14 protein-coding genes are annotated in these 16,756 nt (G+C 50.2%); 9 read left to right on the top strand and 5 right to left on the bottom strand.

What is annotated here, in order from left to right:
• Nucleotides 1-2: 2 nt before the first annotated feature.
• From ACFQ0N_RS22625 to ACFQ0N_RS22605, 5 genes are all read right to left on the bottom strand, one after another.
• Nucleotides 3-770, bottom strand: a complete 768-nt coding sequence (locus tag ACFQ0N_RS22625) for a metal ABC transporter ATP-binding protein (RefSeq protein ID WP_379330475.1) — start codon at nucleotides 768-770, stop codon at nucleotides 3-5.
• A gap of 31 nt (nucleotides 771-801) precedes the next feature.
• Nucleotides 802-1,776, bottom strand: a complete 975-nt coding sequence (locus tag ACFQ0N_RS22620; RefSeq protein WP_379330473.1) for a metal ABC transporter solute-binding protein, Zn/Mn family — start codon at nucleotides 1,774-1,776, stop codon at nucleotides 802-804.
• 437 nt (nucleotides 1,777-2,213) lie between these two features.
• Nucleotides 2,214-3,569, bottom strand: coding sequence for an Nramp family divalent metal transporter (locus tag ACFQ0N_RS22615; protein WP_379330471.1), 1,356 nt, complete (start codon nucleotides 3,567-3,569; stop codon nucleotides 2,214-2,216).
• Between the two features lie 197 nt (nucleotides 3,570-3,766).
• Nucleotides 3,767-4,810 (bottom strand): Gfo/Idh/MocA family protein, encoded by a 1,044-nt coding sequence (locus tag ACFQ0N_RS22610; protein WP_379330469.1) that lies wholly within the window; start codon nucleotides 4,808-4,810, stop codon nucleotides 3,767-3,769.
• Between the two features lie 8 nt (nucleotides 4,811-4,818).
• On the bottom strand, nucleotides 4,819-5,556 hold the full coding sequence (locus ACFQ0N_RS22605) for a ThuA domain-containing protein (protein ID WP_379330467.1): 738 nt from the start codon (nucleotides 5,554-5,556) through the stop codon (nucleotides 4,819-4,821).
• Nucleotides 5,557-6,093: 537 nt separating this feature from the next.
• Here ACFQ0N_RS22605 and ACFQ0N_RS22600 point away from each other — a divergent pair.
• The 9 genes from ACFQ0N_RS22600 (at nucleotide 6,094) to ACFQ0N_RS22560 (ending at nucleotide 16,736) form a co-directional block, all read left to right on the top strand.
• Nucleotides 6,094-7,116 carry a sugar ABC transporter substrate-binding protein gene (locus ACFQ0N_RS22600; RefSeq protein ID WP_379330465.1) on the top strand — a complete coding sequence of 341 codons (1,023 nt, stop codon included), beginning with the start codon at nucleotides 6,094-6,096 and terminating at the stop codon, nucleotides 7,114-7,116.
• 66 nt (nucleotides 7,117-7,182) lie between these two features.
• A complete protein-coding gene (locus ACFQ0N_RS22595; protein WP_379330463.1) occupies nucleotides 7,183-8,718 on the top strand; it encodes a sugar ABC transporter ATP-binding protein in 1,536 nt (511 codons plus the stop codon).
• A 19-nt stretch (nucleotides 8,719-8,737) separates the two neighbouring features.
• Nucleotides 8,738-9,697, top strand: coding sequence for an ABC transporter permease (locus ACFQ0N_RS22590; RefSeq protein WP_379330460.1), 960 nt, complete (start codon nucleotides 8,738-8,740; stop codon nucleotides 9,695-9,697).
• Nucleotides 9,698-9,803: 106 nt separating this feature from the next.
• Nucleotides 9,804-10,487 carry a GntR family transcriptional regulator gene (locus ACFQ0N_RS22585; protein ID WP_379330458.1) on the top strand — a complete coding sequence of 228 codons (684 nt, stop codon included), beginning with the start codon at nucleotides 9,804-9,806 and terminating at the stop codon, nucleotides 10,485-10,487.
• 301 nt (nucleotides 10,488-10,788) lie between these two features.
• Nucleotides 10,789-12,915, top strand: a complete 2,127-nt coding sequence (locus ACFQ0N_RS22580; RefSeq protein WP_379330456.1) for a hypothetical protein — start codon at nucleotides 10,789-10,791, stop codon at nucleotides 12,913-12,915.
• A 354-nt stretch (nucleotides 12,916-13,269) separates the two neighbouring features.
• Nucleotides 13,270-14,043 (top strand): SDR family NAD(P)-dependent oxidoreductase, encoded by a 774-nt coding sequence (locus ACFQ0N_RS22575; RefSeq protein ID WP_379330454.1) that lies wholly within the window; start codon nucleotides 13,270-13,272, stop codon nucleotides 14,041-14,043.
• 46 nt (nucleotides 14,044-14,089) lie between these two features.
• Nucleotides 14,090-14,884 (top strand): MBL fold metallo-hydrolase, encoded by a 795-nt coding sequence (locus tag ACFQ0N_RS22570; protein ID WP_379330452.1) that lies wholly within the window; start codon nucleotides 14,090-14,092, stop codon nucleotides 14,882-14,884.
• Between the two features lie 3 nt (nucleotides 14,885-14,887).
• The gene (locus ACFQ0N_RS22565) at nucleotides 14,888-15,928 is read left to right on the top strand and encodes a DUF6786 family protein (protein ID WP_379330450.1); all 1,041 of its coding nucleotides are present in this window, start codon (nucleotides 14,888-14,890) and stop codon (nucleotides 15,926-15,928) included.
• A 55-nt stretch (nucleotides 15,929-15,983) separates the two neighbouring features.
• Nucleotides 15,984-16,736, top strand: a complete 753-nt coding sequence (locus tag ACFQ0N_RS22560) for an SDR family NAD(P)-dependent oxidoreductase (RefSeq protein ID WP_379330448.1) — start codon at nucleotides 15,984-15,986, stop codon at nucleotides 16,734-16,736.
• Nucleotides 16,737-16,756: the final 20 nt, after the last annotated feature.

Here is a 16,756-nt window from a genome sequence, read left to right as displayed (position 1 = left end):
CGTCACCTCCCGTTCGTAATCAGAGCTGTCTGGTCATTGCGCTCGAGCATCGTCAAGCGGCCGCCATACGTTTCCTGAAGCCGTTCGGTCGTAAATACCCGTTCCGCCGGGCCAAAGTCGATCAGCTTCACATTGAGCAGCATGACCCAATCGAAATATTCTTTGACCGTAGCCAGGTCATGATGCACGACGAGTACCGTCTTGCCCTGTGTTTTCAGTTCATTTAACAAGGTAATAATCGCTTTTTCCGTAGCGGCATCGACGCCCACGAAGGGCTCATCCATAAAGTACAGCTTGGCATCCTGCGCCAAGGCGCGGGCGAGAAAAATCCGCTGCTGCTGCCCGCCGGATAATTGGCTGATTTGCCGGTCGGCAAAATCAGCCATGCCGACCTTGGCCAGACATTCCATGGCAATCCGCTTTTCGGCCTGGCCCGGCCGCTTAAACCAGCCGAGATGTCCGTAGCGTCCCATCATCACGACGTCGAGCGCATTGGTCGGAAAGTCCCAATCGACCGATTCGCGCTGCGGCACGTAGCCGACAAGCCGCCGCTGTTCCGCATAGGGCTTGCCGTAAATCGATACCTCGCCGGACAGGCGCGGTATAAGGCCGAGAGCGGCTTTGATCAAAGTCGATTTGCCGGCGCCGTTCGGGCCAACGATCCCGATCAGCTTGCCCTCCGGCACATCAAAAGAGACGTCGCGCAGTACCGGCTTTTTCTGATAGGCGACCGAAATATTTTTCACTGTTAACGGATGTTGTTCTTTCATCTCTAGTACCCTCCTTTACTTCTTGCAGGCCTTACTTCAGTGCTTTCACGATCGTATTGACATTATGGCGCACCATACCGATATACGTACCTTCTACAGTTCCCTCTTCGCCCATGGCGTCAGAGAACAGCTCGCCGCCGATTTCCAGCTGGTGCCCTTTTTCCTTCGCACCCTGAATGACAGCATCAATCGCTTTGCGCGGAACGCTAGATTCGATGAAGACCGCTTTAATATGATGCTCTACAATGAAATCGCGCAGATCAGTAACGTCCTTCGTGCCGGCTTCAGATGCGGTGCTCATCCCTTGAAGCCCCATAACCTGCATGCCATAGGCATCGCCGAAGTAACCAAAAGCATCATGGGCAGTCACCAGCACGCGGCTGCCTTCCGGAATCGTCTTGATTTGCTCGGCAACCTCTTCGTCGAGCTGCTTCAGCTGTGCCAAATAAGCTTCTGCATTCTTTTTATAGTCGTCCGCATGATCGGGATCGAATTTGACGAGCGTCTCGCGAATCGTCTCCGTCGCCTTCATCCAATGCTTGACATTGAACCAGATATGGGGATCATATTCGGTATCCATTCCGTTCTCGGCGCCGGTGCGCAGCGTACTGTGATCAATATCGTCCGATACGGCTACAGTCGTTTTTTTCTTGGCCATTTTCTCGAAAATTTCAACCATTTTGCCTTCCAGATGCAGGCCGTTGTAGAAAATGACATCAGCTTCGTCGAGCTTTTGAATATCGCCTTGCGAAGCTTTATACAAGTGCGGATCGACCCCGGCCTTCATCAGCCCGGTTACTTTAACATGCTCACCGCCAACTTGCTCTACAACATCGGTAATCATACCGACGGTCGTCGTAATTTTGATTTGCCCTTCCTTGGCAGCCGGTGTGTTCTCTTTGTTGCCGCAAGCTGCAAGGGCAGCGACGCACAAGGCCAGCAGGAAAGCCAGCAGCACGCGCTTCAGGCGGGAAGGGGAAGTTGATGAAAATGGAAATGAGGGCATAGTATTCTCTCCTTATTTATAGTTTCAAAGTTCAGATTGGGTGAAGTGAAGCGTATGAATGGATTTTCAGATAGACAAACCTCTTTCCTCGGGGAAATTAAGTTTCTTTAGGGAAACATTTAAAGTAAAAAAATTTGCTTTGGCAATCATTTTTTAGTACACACATTTATTTTATTATACAACAAAAGAGTTTCATTGACAACAAAAAGTTTACTTAAGGAAACTTAAGCGCTTGTTTCAGCTCTTTTTGCTTTAGCGCTAACGAACCTGACGAGGCTGGGCTTCAAATGAGGATGTTTGAGTTCTATACGATACTATATTTGTTCGATTGGGTGAAGAAGGCGGGCGACGCATATGAAGCCGAAAAAAGGATTCCATCTACAGACTAACTTAGGTCTGCGGGATGGAATCCTTTTATATTGAGACTGGTAGCTTTATCATAACTCCTGTCCAGTAACGCAAATATAAACGACGAGGAAAACATTAAGGGCAACAATGACGGCAGTGGATGTCCAGGCGGTTACTTTGATCCACGTCTTGTTGGCGAATTCGCCCATTTTGCGTTTGTCGCTGGTGAAGAGCACGAGCGGCACAACCGCGAACGGCAGCTGCAGGCTGAGAATAACCTGACTCCAGAGTAGCAGCTCGCCGGTACCCTTTGAACCGGCAATCCATGTCACGATAAATGCTGGAACAACCGCGATCAAGCGGGTAATCAGACGCCGCAGCCAAGGCGAGATTTTCATCCGGATAAAGCCTTCCATGACAATCTGTCCGGTCAGTGTGCCGGTGATCGTCGAGTTTTGACCGGAGGCCAGCAGAGCGACGGCGAACAAGGTGCCGGCAATGCTGATTCCTAACGTCGGGCTGAGCAGCTCATAGGCGCCTTCGATCTCGGATACATCCAGACCGGTGCCGTAGAAAGCAGCCGCGCCAAGAATGAGAATGGCCGAGTTGATCAGAAAAGCGAAGAACAGCGACAGGTTGGAATCGATAAACGAAAATTTCAATGCTTCCTTGCGGCCTTCCGTCGTTCGCGCGTATTGACGGGTTTGCACAATGGATGAATGCAAATACAGATTATGCGGCATGACGGTTGCACCTAATATCCCCAATGAAATAAACAGCATTTCCGGATTGGTGACAATTTCGAATTTTGGCACATAGCCGCCAAGTAATGCGGACATTTCCGGCCTGGAGACGATAACTTCAAAAACGAAGACTAAGAATATGGTTGCCATAAGGACGATTACAATCGATTCAATCCAGCGGAAGCCTTTTTTCTGCAGTAATAATAGCAGCAGCACATCAAGCGTCGTAATGGCGATGCCAAGCAGCAGCGGAATGCCGAATAATAAATTTAGCGCGATGGCTGAGCCGATCACTTCGGCAAGGTCGGTGGCGACAATCGCCAGCTCGGTTAATATCCAAAGGAATGTGGCTGTCTTTTTGCCCACTGCATCCCTTGTCGCCTGAGCCAGATCTTTGCCGGTGACAATGCCGAGCTTCGCAGATAAGGCTTGCAGCAGCATCGCGATCAGGTTAGAAATTAGAATGACCGATAGCAGCGTATAGCCGAAGCGGGCGCCGCCGGCGATTGAGGTTGCCCAGTTGCCGGGATCGACATATCCGACTGCGACTAGTGAGCCAGGACCGGCAAAGGCAAGAAATTTGCGCCAAAATCCGGCCTTGCGGGGAATGCGTACCGTGTTATTAACTTCCTCCAAACTAACGTCATTGCTATTGCGCAGCCATCCATGGCTTTCCTTTGTTTGTTCAGTTCCCATAAACATATTGTTCACACCTTTCACTGGAACAATTCTGTGAAAATTAGTCCGTGATGTTTTTCATGTTCTTATTTTGCGCTCAAGAAACAATTTTGTCAACAACTAAAATATATGGGACAGGTCAAGCTTTTGAGCCGAAAAAAGATCAAGTTCAAGGGCTTCAAGCCCTGAACTCGATCTTTTATAAAATCGCCCAAATTTTACTACAAACGAATTTCCATTCCTTTTTGTGTGGACTCGTAAATGGCAGACAAAATTTTGATCATATCTACGCCAAATTCCGGTTTGATAATCGGCTCTGCCTTGCCAAGCACACAATCGACAAAATGCTGGATATTCGCGCTGTGCATGCTTTCGTTAGTACTGCTGAAGCGCGGAATAATATCGCATTGGACTTGTTCGATTTCAGTAAACAGCTTTAGCTCTCCATCTCTCATGCTGCATCCGGCCGATGTTCCGCGCAGCTCGAGAAAACGGTGCTCTTCCTCAATATTCGATGCCCAGCTGAATTCAATTTGCAACGTAGCGCCGTTATCAAAACGGATAAAGCCGGTCGCCAGATCCTCCACGCTGAACCCGTTGCCGCCATCACTTTGTGTGGAAGGAAGTATAGCTTGCGCCAATTTATTATAGGCAGCTCCCGATACGGCTATCGGACGCGGATTGCCCATTAACCAAATGGCCAGATCGATCATGTGTACGCCCAGATCGATAAGCGGTCCGCCGCCTGCCAGCTCCTTGTTCGTAAACCAGCCCCCAAGGCCCGGAATGCCGCGGCGGCGTACCCAGCCTGTACGGCCGGTGTAGATTTCTCCCATTTTGCCGCTCTCGATAAAGCTTTTCAAAAATTTTGATGAAGGCATAAACCGGTTATTGCGCATCGTCATCAAAATTTTGCCGGATCGCTCAGCTGCATCGGCCATCCTTTGCGCTTCGAGCGGATTAATCGCGTCCGGCTTTTCGCAAAATACATGCAGGCCCTTTTCAAGGGCAGCGATGGCGATTTCGGAATGATACAGGTTAGGCGTACAGATGCCGATGGCATCCAGCTGTTCTTTTTCCAGCATTTCGCGATAATCGGCATAAACCTTTGTTACCCCGTATTCAGCAGCCATTGCTTCTGCCGAGGCAAGATGCGGATCGCAAAGCGCGACAAGCTCCGCTTCAGGAGCCGCGGCCCAGCCAGGACCATGTGCATGCCGGAAAATACCTCCCGTTCCCACTGCACCTATTTTCAGAGTCGTCATTTGACCGCTTAACCTTTCTCCTTGATTGGCTCAAGTGATGGGATAAAATGGCCGTAACGCGGCGGAGTATCGCCGGTCGGTGCAGCCCAGTGAACAGCATTGGCAATCACGCGCAGCACGTTTTCATTATAATAGGTTGGGAATGTTTCATGTCCTGGACGGAAGTAGAAAATTTTGCCCAAGCCGCGCTTGTAGCAGCAGCCGCTGCGGAATACTTCGCCGCCTTCAAACCAGCTTACGAGCACCAGTTCGTCCGGCTCAGGAATATCGAAATGCTCTCCGTACATTTCCTCCTGCTCCAGCTCGAAATATTCGCCGATGCCCTGAACGATCGGATGGCCAGGCGATACAACCCATAACCGCTCCTTGTCTCCGGACTCGCGCCATTTCAGATCGCACGATGTACCCATCAGCTTTTTGAAAATTTTGGAGAAATGACCGGAATGGAGCACGATCAGTCCCATACCTTCCAGTACGCGTTTTTGCACGCGCTCAACGATTTCATCCTGCACATCGCCGTGCGCCATATGCCCCCACCAGATAAGTACATCGGTGTTTTTCAGCTTTTCTTCGGTCAGGCCGTGCTCCGGCTCGTCAAGCGTTGCCGTCTGAATGGCGAATTGATCGCAGCTGATTCCGTCGGCGATTGCCTGGTGCATTCCTTTCGGATAGATGCCTTTAACGACTTCATTGCTTAATTCATGCCGATATTCATTCCAAATAGTAACTTGGATTTGCTTGTTCATTTGTATCATCCTCCTGACTCATATGATAGCGTTATCCGCTGGACAGGGAACATTCCCAATTCTAGCAAATTTGTATCCAATTGTGCTCATTTCATCCTGCCCCAAGCAATGAGGCCTGAAACTTTATTATCGTCATTTGCGGAATGAGCATAGCTGGAAAAAATTTGAAGTAACATGAGGAGGGAAGAGACTGTGCCCGATTACTTTGAGACGAATTTCGCCGGCATGATGGGCCGTTAAAGCATCGGCAACGTTATCTCGGGTAAACACCGTTGTTTTGAACATATACAGCTGCTGTTTGAAACATGACCCTCTAAAAAATGTTGACAAAACTAATTTAATGTATACAAATGAACAAAAAAGTTGACAATATATGCGCACTAATTTACAATGAGGGCGAAAACAAAAACTTATTGGCCCAGAAATGTAACCGCTTCATTTCGGTTTTGTAGCTTAAATAAAGGGGGACAGGGGACGTAAGCGGTTGGACTTGCTGCATGTTGCATTATCTGAAAAGATCTCGGGAGGTTAAATGGTATGAGGAAGTGGCTTGCGATTATGTTGGCTGCGGTTATGCTGATCGTGGCGGGATGTTCGAAAAATGCTGAACAGGCGAAACCTTCCGATACATCAGGGGCGGAAGTTCAGCAAGGGGGAGACAAAGCTTACGATCCGAAAGACCATCCGCTTGCGATCGTCATGATTTTGAAGGGCCACCCTGTTCACAACATCGTTCAGATCGGCTTTTTGGAGAAAGCGAAGGAGCTCGGCTACCCGGCGGAAATTTTGGCTGGGGATGACGCAAACTCCGCCAATGCGATTGCGATGGGGGAGGCGGGAATTTTGAAAGGCGTGAGAGGGATGCTCGTATGGGCGCATGAACAATCATTTTTCCCTTTCATCAAAAAAGCTTCGGACTCCCAAATTAAAGTCGTCGTTCCGCACTTCCCTGTTGCGGAAGGAGAAGCGCCCGGCCTTGATGTCAACTTGACCGCAGATCCGTACAAGTATGGCCAGGACGCCGCCAAAGCCATCGCAGAAAAGGTCGGCGGCAAAGGCACCGTCGCCATTACCCAAGGCAGCTTCAACATATTGGAAAACAAAGCGGCCGAAGGCTTTAAGAAAATGATGTACGACAACTACCCGGATATTAAAGTGCTCGCGCCGATCGAAGAAGGTTTTGATCCGGCAATCGCGGTTGGCAAGGCGGTCGGCATTATCCAATCCAACAATGACCTTGTCGGCGCCTTCTCAACAACGGGCGGAGGAGCAGCAACCTGGGCAGGGGCCAAAGACCAGACGAGGAAATCGGATTTGATTTGCATCGGCATGGACTATACTGAACAGAACATCGATCTTGTCAAGAGCGGCAAAATTTACGGCATTGTAGCACAGCCGCTGTATGAAGAAGCGCAAGAGAGCGTTGTAATTCTCGACAAGCTTCTTCGCGGCGAGCAATTGCCATACTTCAAACCGTTGGAAGCGCCGGTCGTGACGGCCGAAGGCATTGACAAATACGCAGAAATTATTATGAAGGTCAAAGAATATTTCAAAAAATAAGCGAGAAGAGGCACGGGTCCCCATGATCGTTGCGGGAGCCTGTGTCGCTCATCAGAGGTGACGGCTATGGATCGCGCAATTATGCTAGAGGCGAAAAACATTCGAAAGCAATTTTCCGGCGTCACGGTGCTCGATCAGGTTGACATTCATGTTCGCAAAGGTGAAGTACTTGGATTGATCGGCGGAAATGGCGCAGGAAAATCGACTTTGCTCAAAATATTGAACGGTATTTATCCATACGGTACCTATGAAGGGGAAATTTGGATCGACGGTCGGCAGCTCAAGTTCATGTCTCCGCACGACGCGCAAAGGAAAGGGATCGGTTTCGTCCCGCAGGAAACGAACGTTCTCGACAGCTTAAGCGTGGGTGAAAACATATTTGCCGGACATTTGAGCTCGGTGAACAGTTCAAAATGGCGGGTCAATATGAAAAAGGTGAACGAAGCCGCCGGCGAGTTGTTCAAGCAATACCATTTCGAATTCGACCCGGCCATGAAAGCCAGGCTGCTGAGCGTAGGCAAGAAACAGCTGCTCATGATTGCCAGAGCGCTTTCTCTTCAGCCCAAAGTACTCATATTGGATGAACCGACGACTTCGCTTACGGTTAACGAAGTGGAAAACTTGATTCGAATCGTGGAAGGTTTGAAAAAAAACGGCACGAGCATTGTATTCGTTACGCACAAAATGCAGGAAATTTTTCAGCTTTGCGACCGGACGCTCATATTGCGAGACGGTCGCTGCATCCAAACCTACGAAAAAAGCCAATTTCGGGAAGAATGGATCGTTCGGGATATGACGGGTAGAGAAATTAAAAACTTGTATCCTGAACGGGTTAACCATATTGGAGAGGAACTGCTCCGCGTTGAGAACTTGACGGTTGCGCACCCCGAAGTCAAAAATCGGCTTAGCCTCGACAGCATCAGCTTTACGCTCCGCAAGGGAGAAGTGTTGGGCATTGCTGGTCTGACAGGAGCGGGGCGTTCCGAGGTGCTGAACGCTTTGTACGGTCGGCTTCCCTGGGAGAAGGGCGACATATGGCTGAACGGCAAAAAAATCAAAATCCGCAACGAACGTGATGCGATGAAGCATGGATTTGCTTTGGTAACCGAAGATCGAAAAAAAGACGGCATGCTGTTTTTGTCCTCCATCAAGCGAAATTTAACGATCAACCATTTGGTGCACATTTCGGCATACGGATTTCTTAAACCGGGCCAGGAATATGCCGTGGCAAACCGGTACTACAAGTTAATGAAGGTGAAAGCGACGGGCATCGAAGCGCTTATCGGAACGTTAAGCGGAGGCAATCAGCAAAAGGTTGTCATTGGCCGGGCTTTGAACAACGAGCCTGCGATATTGCTGCTGGACGAACCAACCAAAGGAATCGATGTCGGCGCGAAAAACGAAATTTATACGATCATCAACCAACTTGTGGAGCAAGGGTTGTCGGTCATCATGGTATCGTCCGACTTGCCAGAGCTGCTAGCGCTTTCGGACAGATGCATCGTTTTGGCTAACGGCGCTGTCGTGGAGAAGATTGACAAGGCGGATGCGACGGAAGAACGGGTCATGCTCTCGGCGACGCGCTCGGCTCACTTTGAGTAGGAATGAGGGAACGATGAATATGAAATCTAGTTTATACAGCCGTATGAATAAACTGTCCGGCGAAGTCGGAGCCATTATTCCTTTGGTTATTTTGGTCATTGCGTTCAGCCTGCTCAACCCTTCTTTTTTGTCGTTTGACAATATCGGCTCCATACTACGGTCGTCCGCCTTTATCGGGCTGGTGGCGATCGGGCAGACGCTCGTCATATTGACCGGTGAAATCGACATATCTGTCGGATCAGTTGCCGGCCTCGGGGCGATTTCCGGAGCCTGGATGATGACGCACGGAATCCACCCCGCCCTGGCGGTGCTGCTCTGCATTCTCGTTTGCGCGGTTGCGGGAATGGTTAACGGTGTTTTGAGCGTTAAATTCGGCATACCTTCTTTTATCGCGACAATCGGCATGCTGTACATTGCAAAAGGATTTACCAACATCATTACGAACGGCTATCCGATTTACCCGTTGCCGGACGCGATCAACACGTTTAGCTCCCTCTCTCCGCTTGGAACGTCGTGGGCGTTTTTATGCTTCTTTGTGCTGATAATCGTATTTCACATTATATTGACCAAGACCGTGTATGGGCGAAATCTGTATGTGACCGGGGACAATAAGGAAGTGGCCAGACTCGCAGGCATATCCGTCATGAAAATGAAATTGTCCGCCTTCATCTTGTGCTCGGTTTTATCCGGTTTGGCCGGAACCCTGATGTCGTTCGAGCTGCTGACGGGATCCCCTACGATCGGCTCCGGCTGGGAACTGCTGGTTGTCGCTTCGGTCGTCGTCGGCGGAATCAGTCTGCTGGGCGGCTCCGGGTCGATGATCGGAGCGTTTATCGGCGTAATGATCCTGATGATCCTGAACAACGGGATGATCTTTTTGGGCATCAACACTCACTGGCAGACGGTGACGATCGGCGTCGTCATGATTACGGCCGTATTGATCGACATGTTCAATCGCCGCAAGCGGGTAGCCTCCTGACTGTGGCCGTAACAACGGAATCCATATCCAAGTGTTGTTGACACCACTCACTGAGTTTAGGTACTATTTCAACATATAGACTATATACGGAATTGAGGGTATCGATGTGAAACCACAATCATTTGGACCGTTCGAACGTACGATCTTAACTAAAGATATTTTGAGCAAGCTTCGTCTCGATGTCATTTTGGGAAATCTGAAGCCGGGCGTCCGCGTGGTGGAAACCCAGTTGTCGAGCGAATACGGCGTCAGTCGCGGCCCCATTCGCACGGCGTTGCAAATGTTAGAGCAAGAAGGGCTTGTCAAAACGCTTCCCAATGGCGGGACGGTCATCGTCGGATTTTCCAATAAAGACGCCGAGGATATGTTTGATTTTCGCCTTATGATGGAGTACAAAGCGCTTGAATTGATTTTGCAAAACCCGATGGTCAGCTATGCACCGATTCTCGAAATTACGGAAATGATCCGCGACATTCACAATAAAGGGGAAGAAATATCGGCCCAGCAAATTACGGCTCTTGACATCCAGTTCCATCGAAGCCTTATGATTATGGCGGAAAATCAGCAAATGCAGCGCGCGTGGGATACGATGTCCAATTTGCTGTATACGATTTTGAATATCGCCAATACGACGTACGATTCGTTTTTTGACTTTTACAAGAAGCACAAGGAACTGGCAGACGCGATTATTCAAAAAAATCAAGACTGCTACAAAATTTTGGACAATCATATATTGGGCGCAAAGGTTGAACTGGCGCAGCGGCTTTCCAAGCAGTTGAAAGGAAAGTGACGCGGCCAAAGGTGCAATCGGAACGGCGCCGGTACGTGCCGCCTGTTTCCCTGGAGGGAATCGGGCGCTATTTTTTTGATCAATGAAATACTGTCTGCATAAGCCAGGCATCTTGTACGCATGAATTCCGGCGGATGTGCCGACGGCCAGCTAGCTTACATTTGCTTTTGGAATTTTGTGAGCAAATTTCATCCCCCTAAACTTATAAATGAAAACTGTTGACAATTTTTTTGTAAGCGGCTACAATCAGTTTGATGATGCAGATCATACTGATCAGGATAAACAGAAAGGGGACCATTACTTGAAACAAATTGATTATGCGTTCGCATTCGGCACCCCGCATCGACTAACAGCCGCTTTGCCGGATCATGGGGTCAAAACATTGCTCGATGCGGATCGTGAAGGTGTAACGATGAAGTGGACTTATGATCGGATGGACCAATATGAAATAGGAGCGTGCGTCGTACCAAAAGTTAATTGGAGTGTCCGGTTTAGCGTAGCAGCAGACGGAAGTGATCTCGTTGCGCATAGCTGGAGACGTCTAGAGGGATGGCTGCCGATTTTATATCAGGAATTTGGGGATGAGGAGGGGCAGGTTTCGCTTGCGATGGCGGGCACCGCTTCCGCTACGCTGGTAAAGATTACGGTACGGAATTCGGGAGAGCGCTCCAGGCAATATTCGATCAGATGCGGGCGAAATGAAGGCGGCGGTTTTAACCCGGCCTGGGTCGACCCGCGGGGTACCGCGAACGTGCTTCAAGCTGGGCACAATGATCGTGCCGACCGGATTCTGGTTCTCGGATTGGGTGCGGATCGGTTCATAGCGGGAATGAAGCAATTCACAATGATTTGGGAATTGGCGCCGGGAGAAGAGAGATCAGGTTGGGTCATAAGACCTCATGAAGCCTTTATGAGCGAGTTGAAGCAGCTAGAGGATGCGGATTGGGATGCGGAGTGGAACTCTGCCATCACAGCATGGAGATCGCGTGTTGAACCGGCACATAAGACGTTAATTCCAGATCCGGCCCTCTTCCTGGCATTTAAAGCCTCTCTTGCAGATTTGTTCGTTATGCGAGAGGTTTTCTCGGACGGCTATATTGCTTCGGTCTGCGGGACGGAAATATACCGCAACACCAACCCTTTCGAACCATCCCAGGTTCCGATCGTCCTGGATCAGCTTGGCATGGAGGAGGAAGCGGAACAAGGGATCCGCTTTTTTATGGAACAACAGGAACAGGATGGGGATTGGACGGGGGCCAAAGGATGGACCTTCACGATGTGGGGAGGCACTGGGTTTAAATCACATACGATAATGGAACATTACAGGCTGACGAATAACAAAGCTTATCTTGAGCTTGCTTTTCCACGCATGTTAGCCAGCTCGCGCTGGCAGGAGAGAATGCGAAACAGTACGCGATATTCCGCTGAAGAACTGGCTGAGCGGGGTCTGATGCCACGGGGGATGGGAGATTGCGGTCTCCTCAACGGCGATGACCACTTCGGAGTTTTTTATCCGCATAATATCTGGGCGGTGTATGCTGACAAGCTGGCACTGGAAGCTGCCGAAATTCTGGGGAAAGACGAGCATATCGCCGAACTGTCGCAGATATACCAGGAAGGGAGAAAAGCGCTTCTGGAATCGTTGTCTTCCGGTACCATCATCGCTCCAGACGGCAGCCGCTGGATACCGGCGTCGTCCAATAACACGTCGGGTAGTCGTTGGGGTGCGCTGCATGCTTTATATCCTACCGGCTTATTGCCGGAAGATCATGAATGGATCAATGGCACAATTCAATATATGGAGAACCATCTGAGCTTGGGTGGATTGCCGGTGGATACCGGCGGGCTCAAAGGGGGGATGTGGGTATCTGCCGCACTGGATGATTTAGCGAATGCGCATCTGGTCAGAGGGGATGGAGATGCCGCTGTCGAATATTTGTACAGAGCGATAAATCACGGAACCCCATTGATTACCTGGTGTGAAGAGCGTGGCCAGGAGCCCGGAACGAACACATGCACCGGTGATCGGCAACATTTGTGGACTCCATTGGCTATCGTGCGCGTGTTGCGAAACTCTCTACTGATGGAGAAAGGAGATATTCTTCATCTGGCCCAGGGCATTGACAGAGAATGGCTGACCAGCGGCCAGCCTGTCGGCGTCGTCGCGATGAACACCCATTTTGGGCAAGTAAGTTATAGGTTGCAATTCGACAAGACGCAGAGCATCATTCAGGGAACGTGCTCCTTGACCGGTACAGGCAGCAAACGTCCGGCTCAGACTTATCTGCATGTACGGCTCCCGGCGCAGTATGGTATAGTACAAGCTGTTGTTAACGGAACCCCGGTGCCTTGCCGGGACGAAACGATACAACTCGGACTGACGAAAGGTCCCATCACTTTTCAGATCGAACTAGAGGCTCTCAAATAATTGCTGGCGAGTACCCGCTGCCCCTCGATCGACAATAAACGGATGTTCGATCAATACGGTCTGAAAATTCCGAAAACATTCGATGAATTCAAACATGCCGTATGGGCCCGGTCACACGTCGTGTATTTGATAAGCTGGCGGACGATCATACTCCTCGTTTTTTTTGCGATCCTTTCCGCGGGGGATTGAGATACAGCAGTGATCGACGGCTGCAGACGATCGAACTGGCCGCATCCCAGGCGCCATCAAGAGTTAAAATGGTAAACAGTTGACAAAATGATTTAGGAATCGATATAATGAGTACGCCCATGGTGATTCATACGGTTTTGTCATTCAGATATAGGAGGTTGTTGCATGGGTTCTTTAAAGGGAAAGGTGGCCATCGTTACCGGAGCCGGCCGCGGAATCGGAAGCGATATTGCCCGGCAACTGGCGGCAGCGGGAGCAAAAGTCGTTGTAAACTATGCCAACAGCGAGCAGGGGGCATCCTCCACTGTTCGTGTTATTGAAGATGCAGGGCATGAAGCGATCGCCGTCCGGGCGGATATCTCTGGTATGGAGGGCATCGAGCGGCTCGTCGGCAGGACGATTGAAACTTACGGCCGGGTTGACATTCTGGTAAATAATGCGGCGGTTGACCCAACAGAAAATTTCTTTGACGTAACAGAGTCATTCTACGAGCAAGTGGTCAACACGAATCTGAAAGGGACATTTTTTTGTACCCAGGCGTGCGCCAAAGAAATGATCCGGCAGGGCGGCGGAAAAGTAATCAACATCAGTTCGATTCATGGACAACTGACGATGCCGCGATATGCGGTATATGCTGCGACCAAAGGTGCGATTAATGCGCTTACGAGGCAGTTGGCGCTGGATTTGGCGCCTTCACGTATTACAGTGAATGCAGTGGCTCCCGGAGCAGTAGAGGTGGATAAATTCATCGGCCAACCATGGTACGACGCCGAGCAGTTCGGAAGTTATATTCCGGCAGGACGTATTGGGAGACCCGAAGACATCTCGCCGCTTGTCGTATTCCTCGCTTCAGACGCAGCCGATTATATTACTGGACAGGTCATCACTGCTGACGGGGGATCGAGCACCAAGTTGTTTCTTCCGGTTGACGTGCGTTAGACAGGGTAATCAGAATTAAGTTTTGCAGTTGAGGAGGGGAAGAACTGTGGCGGGGACAGTCAGACAGATCGATGAAGCGGCCGTAGGTAACGGCCAGATCGCTGTGCAGTGGCTTGGGCAAGCAGGGTATTTTTTGAAATCGCATCTCGGAAAATACATCGTTATCGACCCCTATCTATCAGATTTGTGCGAGCACAATCATGGACCAATGTTCAAGCGGCTTATGCCGGCTCCAATGACCCCGGACGATATCGACCGATTGAATCCGGCCGCGTATCTTCTTACCCATCATCACGATGATCATTTGGATGCCGTCACGATTTCCGCATTGAAAAACACCGCATTTTCCTTTTTCGCTCCTCCTGCGTCCATACGACAACTTGAGTCTCTGGGCATAAAACGCGACAGATGCGAAGTTTTAACCAGCGGTTGCGAACACGATCTCGACTTTATGCGGATCCATGGAACATTCGCCGATCACGGAGAATTGGCTCCGGATGCGGTCGGAATTGTGGTCGAACTTGACGGATTTGTCATTTACCATATGGGCGACACGAGCTTCCATGAGGAACAGTTTCGAGAACTTCGTAACCGCTTCAATATAGATCTGCTGATCGTACCGATCAACGGGAAATATGGAAACATGAACGATGATGAAGCAGCGGAGGCGGTAGCGTTGTTGTGTCCGCGCATGGTGACGCCATGCCATTATTGGATGTTGCCGGCCAATTCCGGGGGAGATCCGGCTTTCTTCGTTGAAAAGGTGAGCAGACTAGCTCCGCATACGACAGTCATGCTGATGCAACAGGGGGAAATATCACTTCTTGGGAAGAGAGGCTAGACTATGGAATATGCGACGCTCCTTCGCGCACTCACGCTTTTGGAATGGCGTCATCACAGTCTTGTGAACCGACACGGAGGCATCGTGGTCGTTCTGGAGCGTGGAGCAAGAGTGATTGGCGTATTTACAGATGAGCAAACGAACAATCACTTATGGGTAAACCCGCTGTTGACGCTTCAACATCGAAAGCAATCGGGTGACGAAACTGGAATTGGCAAGGAATGGAATACCGGGGGGGACCGAATGTGGCTCAGTCCGGAAATCGAATATAACGTGCGGGACAGACATGCGTTCTGGGACAGTTATTCGATTCAGGAATCGATTGATCCCGGAACTTATGAAAGCGTCTATGACCCGAAGCTAAACTCCTTGGAGTTGAAGCAGCATGCACAAGTGCATGCTTTTCGGTCCGGCTTGCAGGCATCGGTGCGGATGAACAGAGTGATACGCTGCGTGAACGATCCTGTCAAGGCAAGCAATTGCCGGTTCGCAGGGTATGAAGTGGAATCCGGCCTCGTAATGGAGGAGAATGCTCCCAATATGCCGATCGCCTTATGGAATATTATGCAGTTGCCGGCAGGCGGAGATATCGTCGTTCCAACTCGCGGGAGAGCGGATGTGGATGATTTCTTTGCACACACGGGAAAGTCGCATCTGCAGATTGACGAACGGGAAGTGCACTTTCGCTTGGACGCTCGCTCCCAGCATAAAATATCCATCAAAGCACCGTTCGTTAAGGGAAGAGCAGCTTATGTACGCCATTATGGAAACGGCCGCGCGAACCTGCTTGTGCGTCAATTTCAGGTCGAACCGTCCGGCAACTATCTGGACGCACCCGCGCATGATCCAGAAGCAAGGGGACATTGTCTCCAATGCTACAACGACAGCGGCGATCTCGGCAATTTCGGTGAATTGGAGTATCATACACCAGCCATGGATGCCGGAGCGGGAAAGCAAAGCATCCGAGACTCCAGCCAAGTATGGTGTTATGAAGGAACAACAGCCGCCATTATGGAAATACAGGAAGCGCTGCTTCATGGCTAGATCGCTTTATTTGCACTAATAATGTCAACCGTTTACTAAGAAATGAGGGAAAACGATGCAATTGACGGATTTGCAACAGAAAGTTGCCGTATTAACAGGAGCAGGCGGTGGCATCGGGCGGCATATCGCCCGCCGTCTGGCGGAACAGGGTGTCAGGCTTGTACTTTGCGATATTCAAGAACAGCATCTGAAAGCGACAGAGCAGACGATCCTCGCTGCCAGAGGGACGGCAATTGCTGTGCGGACGGATATTTCGAACGAGGCGGATGTGGCGGCACTGTTCCGCAAGGCGTCGTCCCATTACGGGCGGGTGGATATTCTTATTAATTGTGCAGCGATATGGGATGAAGGAGACATTGAACAAATTACCGGAGAGCGGCTTGACCGGATGATTGATATTAACTTCAAAGGAACGTTTATGATGTGCCGCGCAGCGATTGTGCTGATGAGGCAGCAGAATAACGGAACCATCGTGAATATTGCGTCCACAGCCGGAGAATATGGCAGCATTCGCCCTGCTGCGCATTATGCCGCTTCCAAAGGAGCAGTGATCGCTCTTAGCAAGTCGCTCGCAAGGGAGGGGGCAAACGCTCGTATTCGGGTGAATGTCGTATCCCCAGGTCCGATCGATACGCCGATGTTGAACATTACCGACGAAAGACACAAAAGTCTGGTCGGGGAAAGAACGTTGCTTGGCAGAGTGGGCGAACCGGAAGATATTGCAACCGCGGTTTTATTTCTCAGCTCGTCAGTTTCGTCATGGATTACTGGCGAAGTGCTTCGCGTCAATGGCGGCAGTCTGATTTGATAAAATTTTCAAGATGAAAC

Source organism: Paenibacillus sp. GCM10027626 (genome assembly GCF_042676285.1).
GTDB lineage: Bacteria > Bacillota > Bacilli > Paenibacillales > Paenibacillaceae > Paenibacillus_Z.
The sequence above is the reverse complement of the archived record's forward strand: the minus strand, read 5'-3'. Positions and strand labels throughout refer to the sequence as shown.

Excerpts from the sequence above, each read along its gene's own strand:
- ACFQ0N_RS22625 (WP_379330475.1), bottom strand. The coding sequence starts at position 770 with ATGAAAGAACAACATCCGTTAACAGTGAAAAATATTTCGGTCGCCTAT.
- ACFQ0N_RS22620 (WP_379330473.1), bottom strand. The coding sequence starts at position 1,776 with ATGCCCTCATTTCCATTTTCATCAACTTCCCCTTCCCGCCTGAAGCGC.
- ACFQ0N_RS22615 (WP_379330471.1), bottom strand. The coding sequence starts at position 3,569 with ATGTTTATGGGAACTGAACAAACAAAGGAAAGCCATGGATGGCTGCGC.
- ACFQ0N_RS22610 (WP_379330469.1), bottom strand. The coding sequence starts at position 4,810 with ATGACGACTCTGAAAATAGGTGCAGTGGGAACGGGAGGTATTTTCCGG.
- ACFQ0N_RS22605 (WP_379330467.1), bottom strand. The coding sequence starts at position 5,556 with ATGAACAAGCAAATCCAAGTTACTATTTGGAATGAATATCGGCATGAA.
- ACFQ0N_RS22600 (WP_379330465.1), top strand. The coding sequence starts at position 6,094 with ATGAGGAAGTGGCTTGCGATTATGTTGGCTGCGGTTATGCTGATCGTG.
- ACFQ0N_RS22595 (WP_379330463.1), top strand. The coding sequence starts at position 7,183 with ATGGATCGCGCAATTATGCTAGAGGCGAAAAACATTCGAAAGCAATTT.
- ACFQ0N_RS22590 (WP_379330460.1), top strand. The coding sequence starts at position 8,738 with ATGAAATCTAGTTTATACAGCCGTATGAATAAACTGTCCGGCGAAGTC.
- ACFQ0N_RS22575 (WP_379330454.1), top strand. The coding sequence starts at position 13,270 with ATGGGTTCTTTAAAGGGAAAGGTGGCCATCGTTACCGGAGCCGGCCGC.
- ACFQ0N_RS22565 (WP_379330450.1), top strand. The coding sequence starts at position 14,888 with ATGGAATATGCGACGCTCCTTCGCGCACTCACGCTTTTGGAATGGCGT.
- ACFQ0N_RS22560 (WP_379330448.1), top strand. The coding sequence starts at position 15,984 with ATGCAATTGACGGATTTGCAACAGAAAGTTGCCGTATTAACAGGAGCA.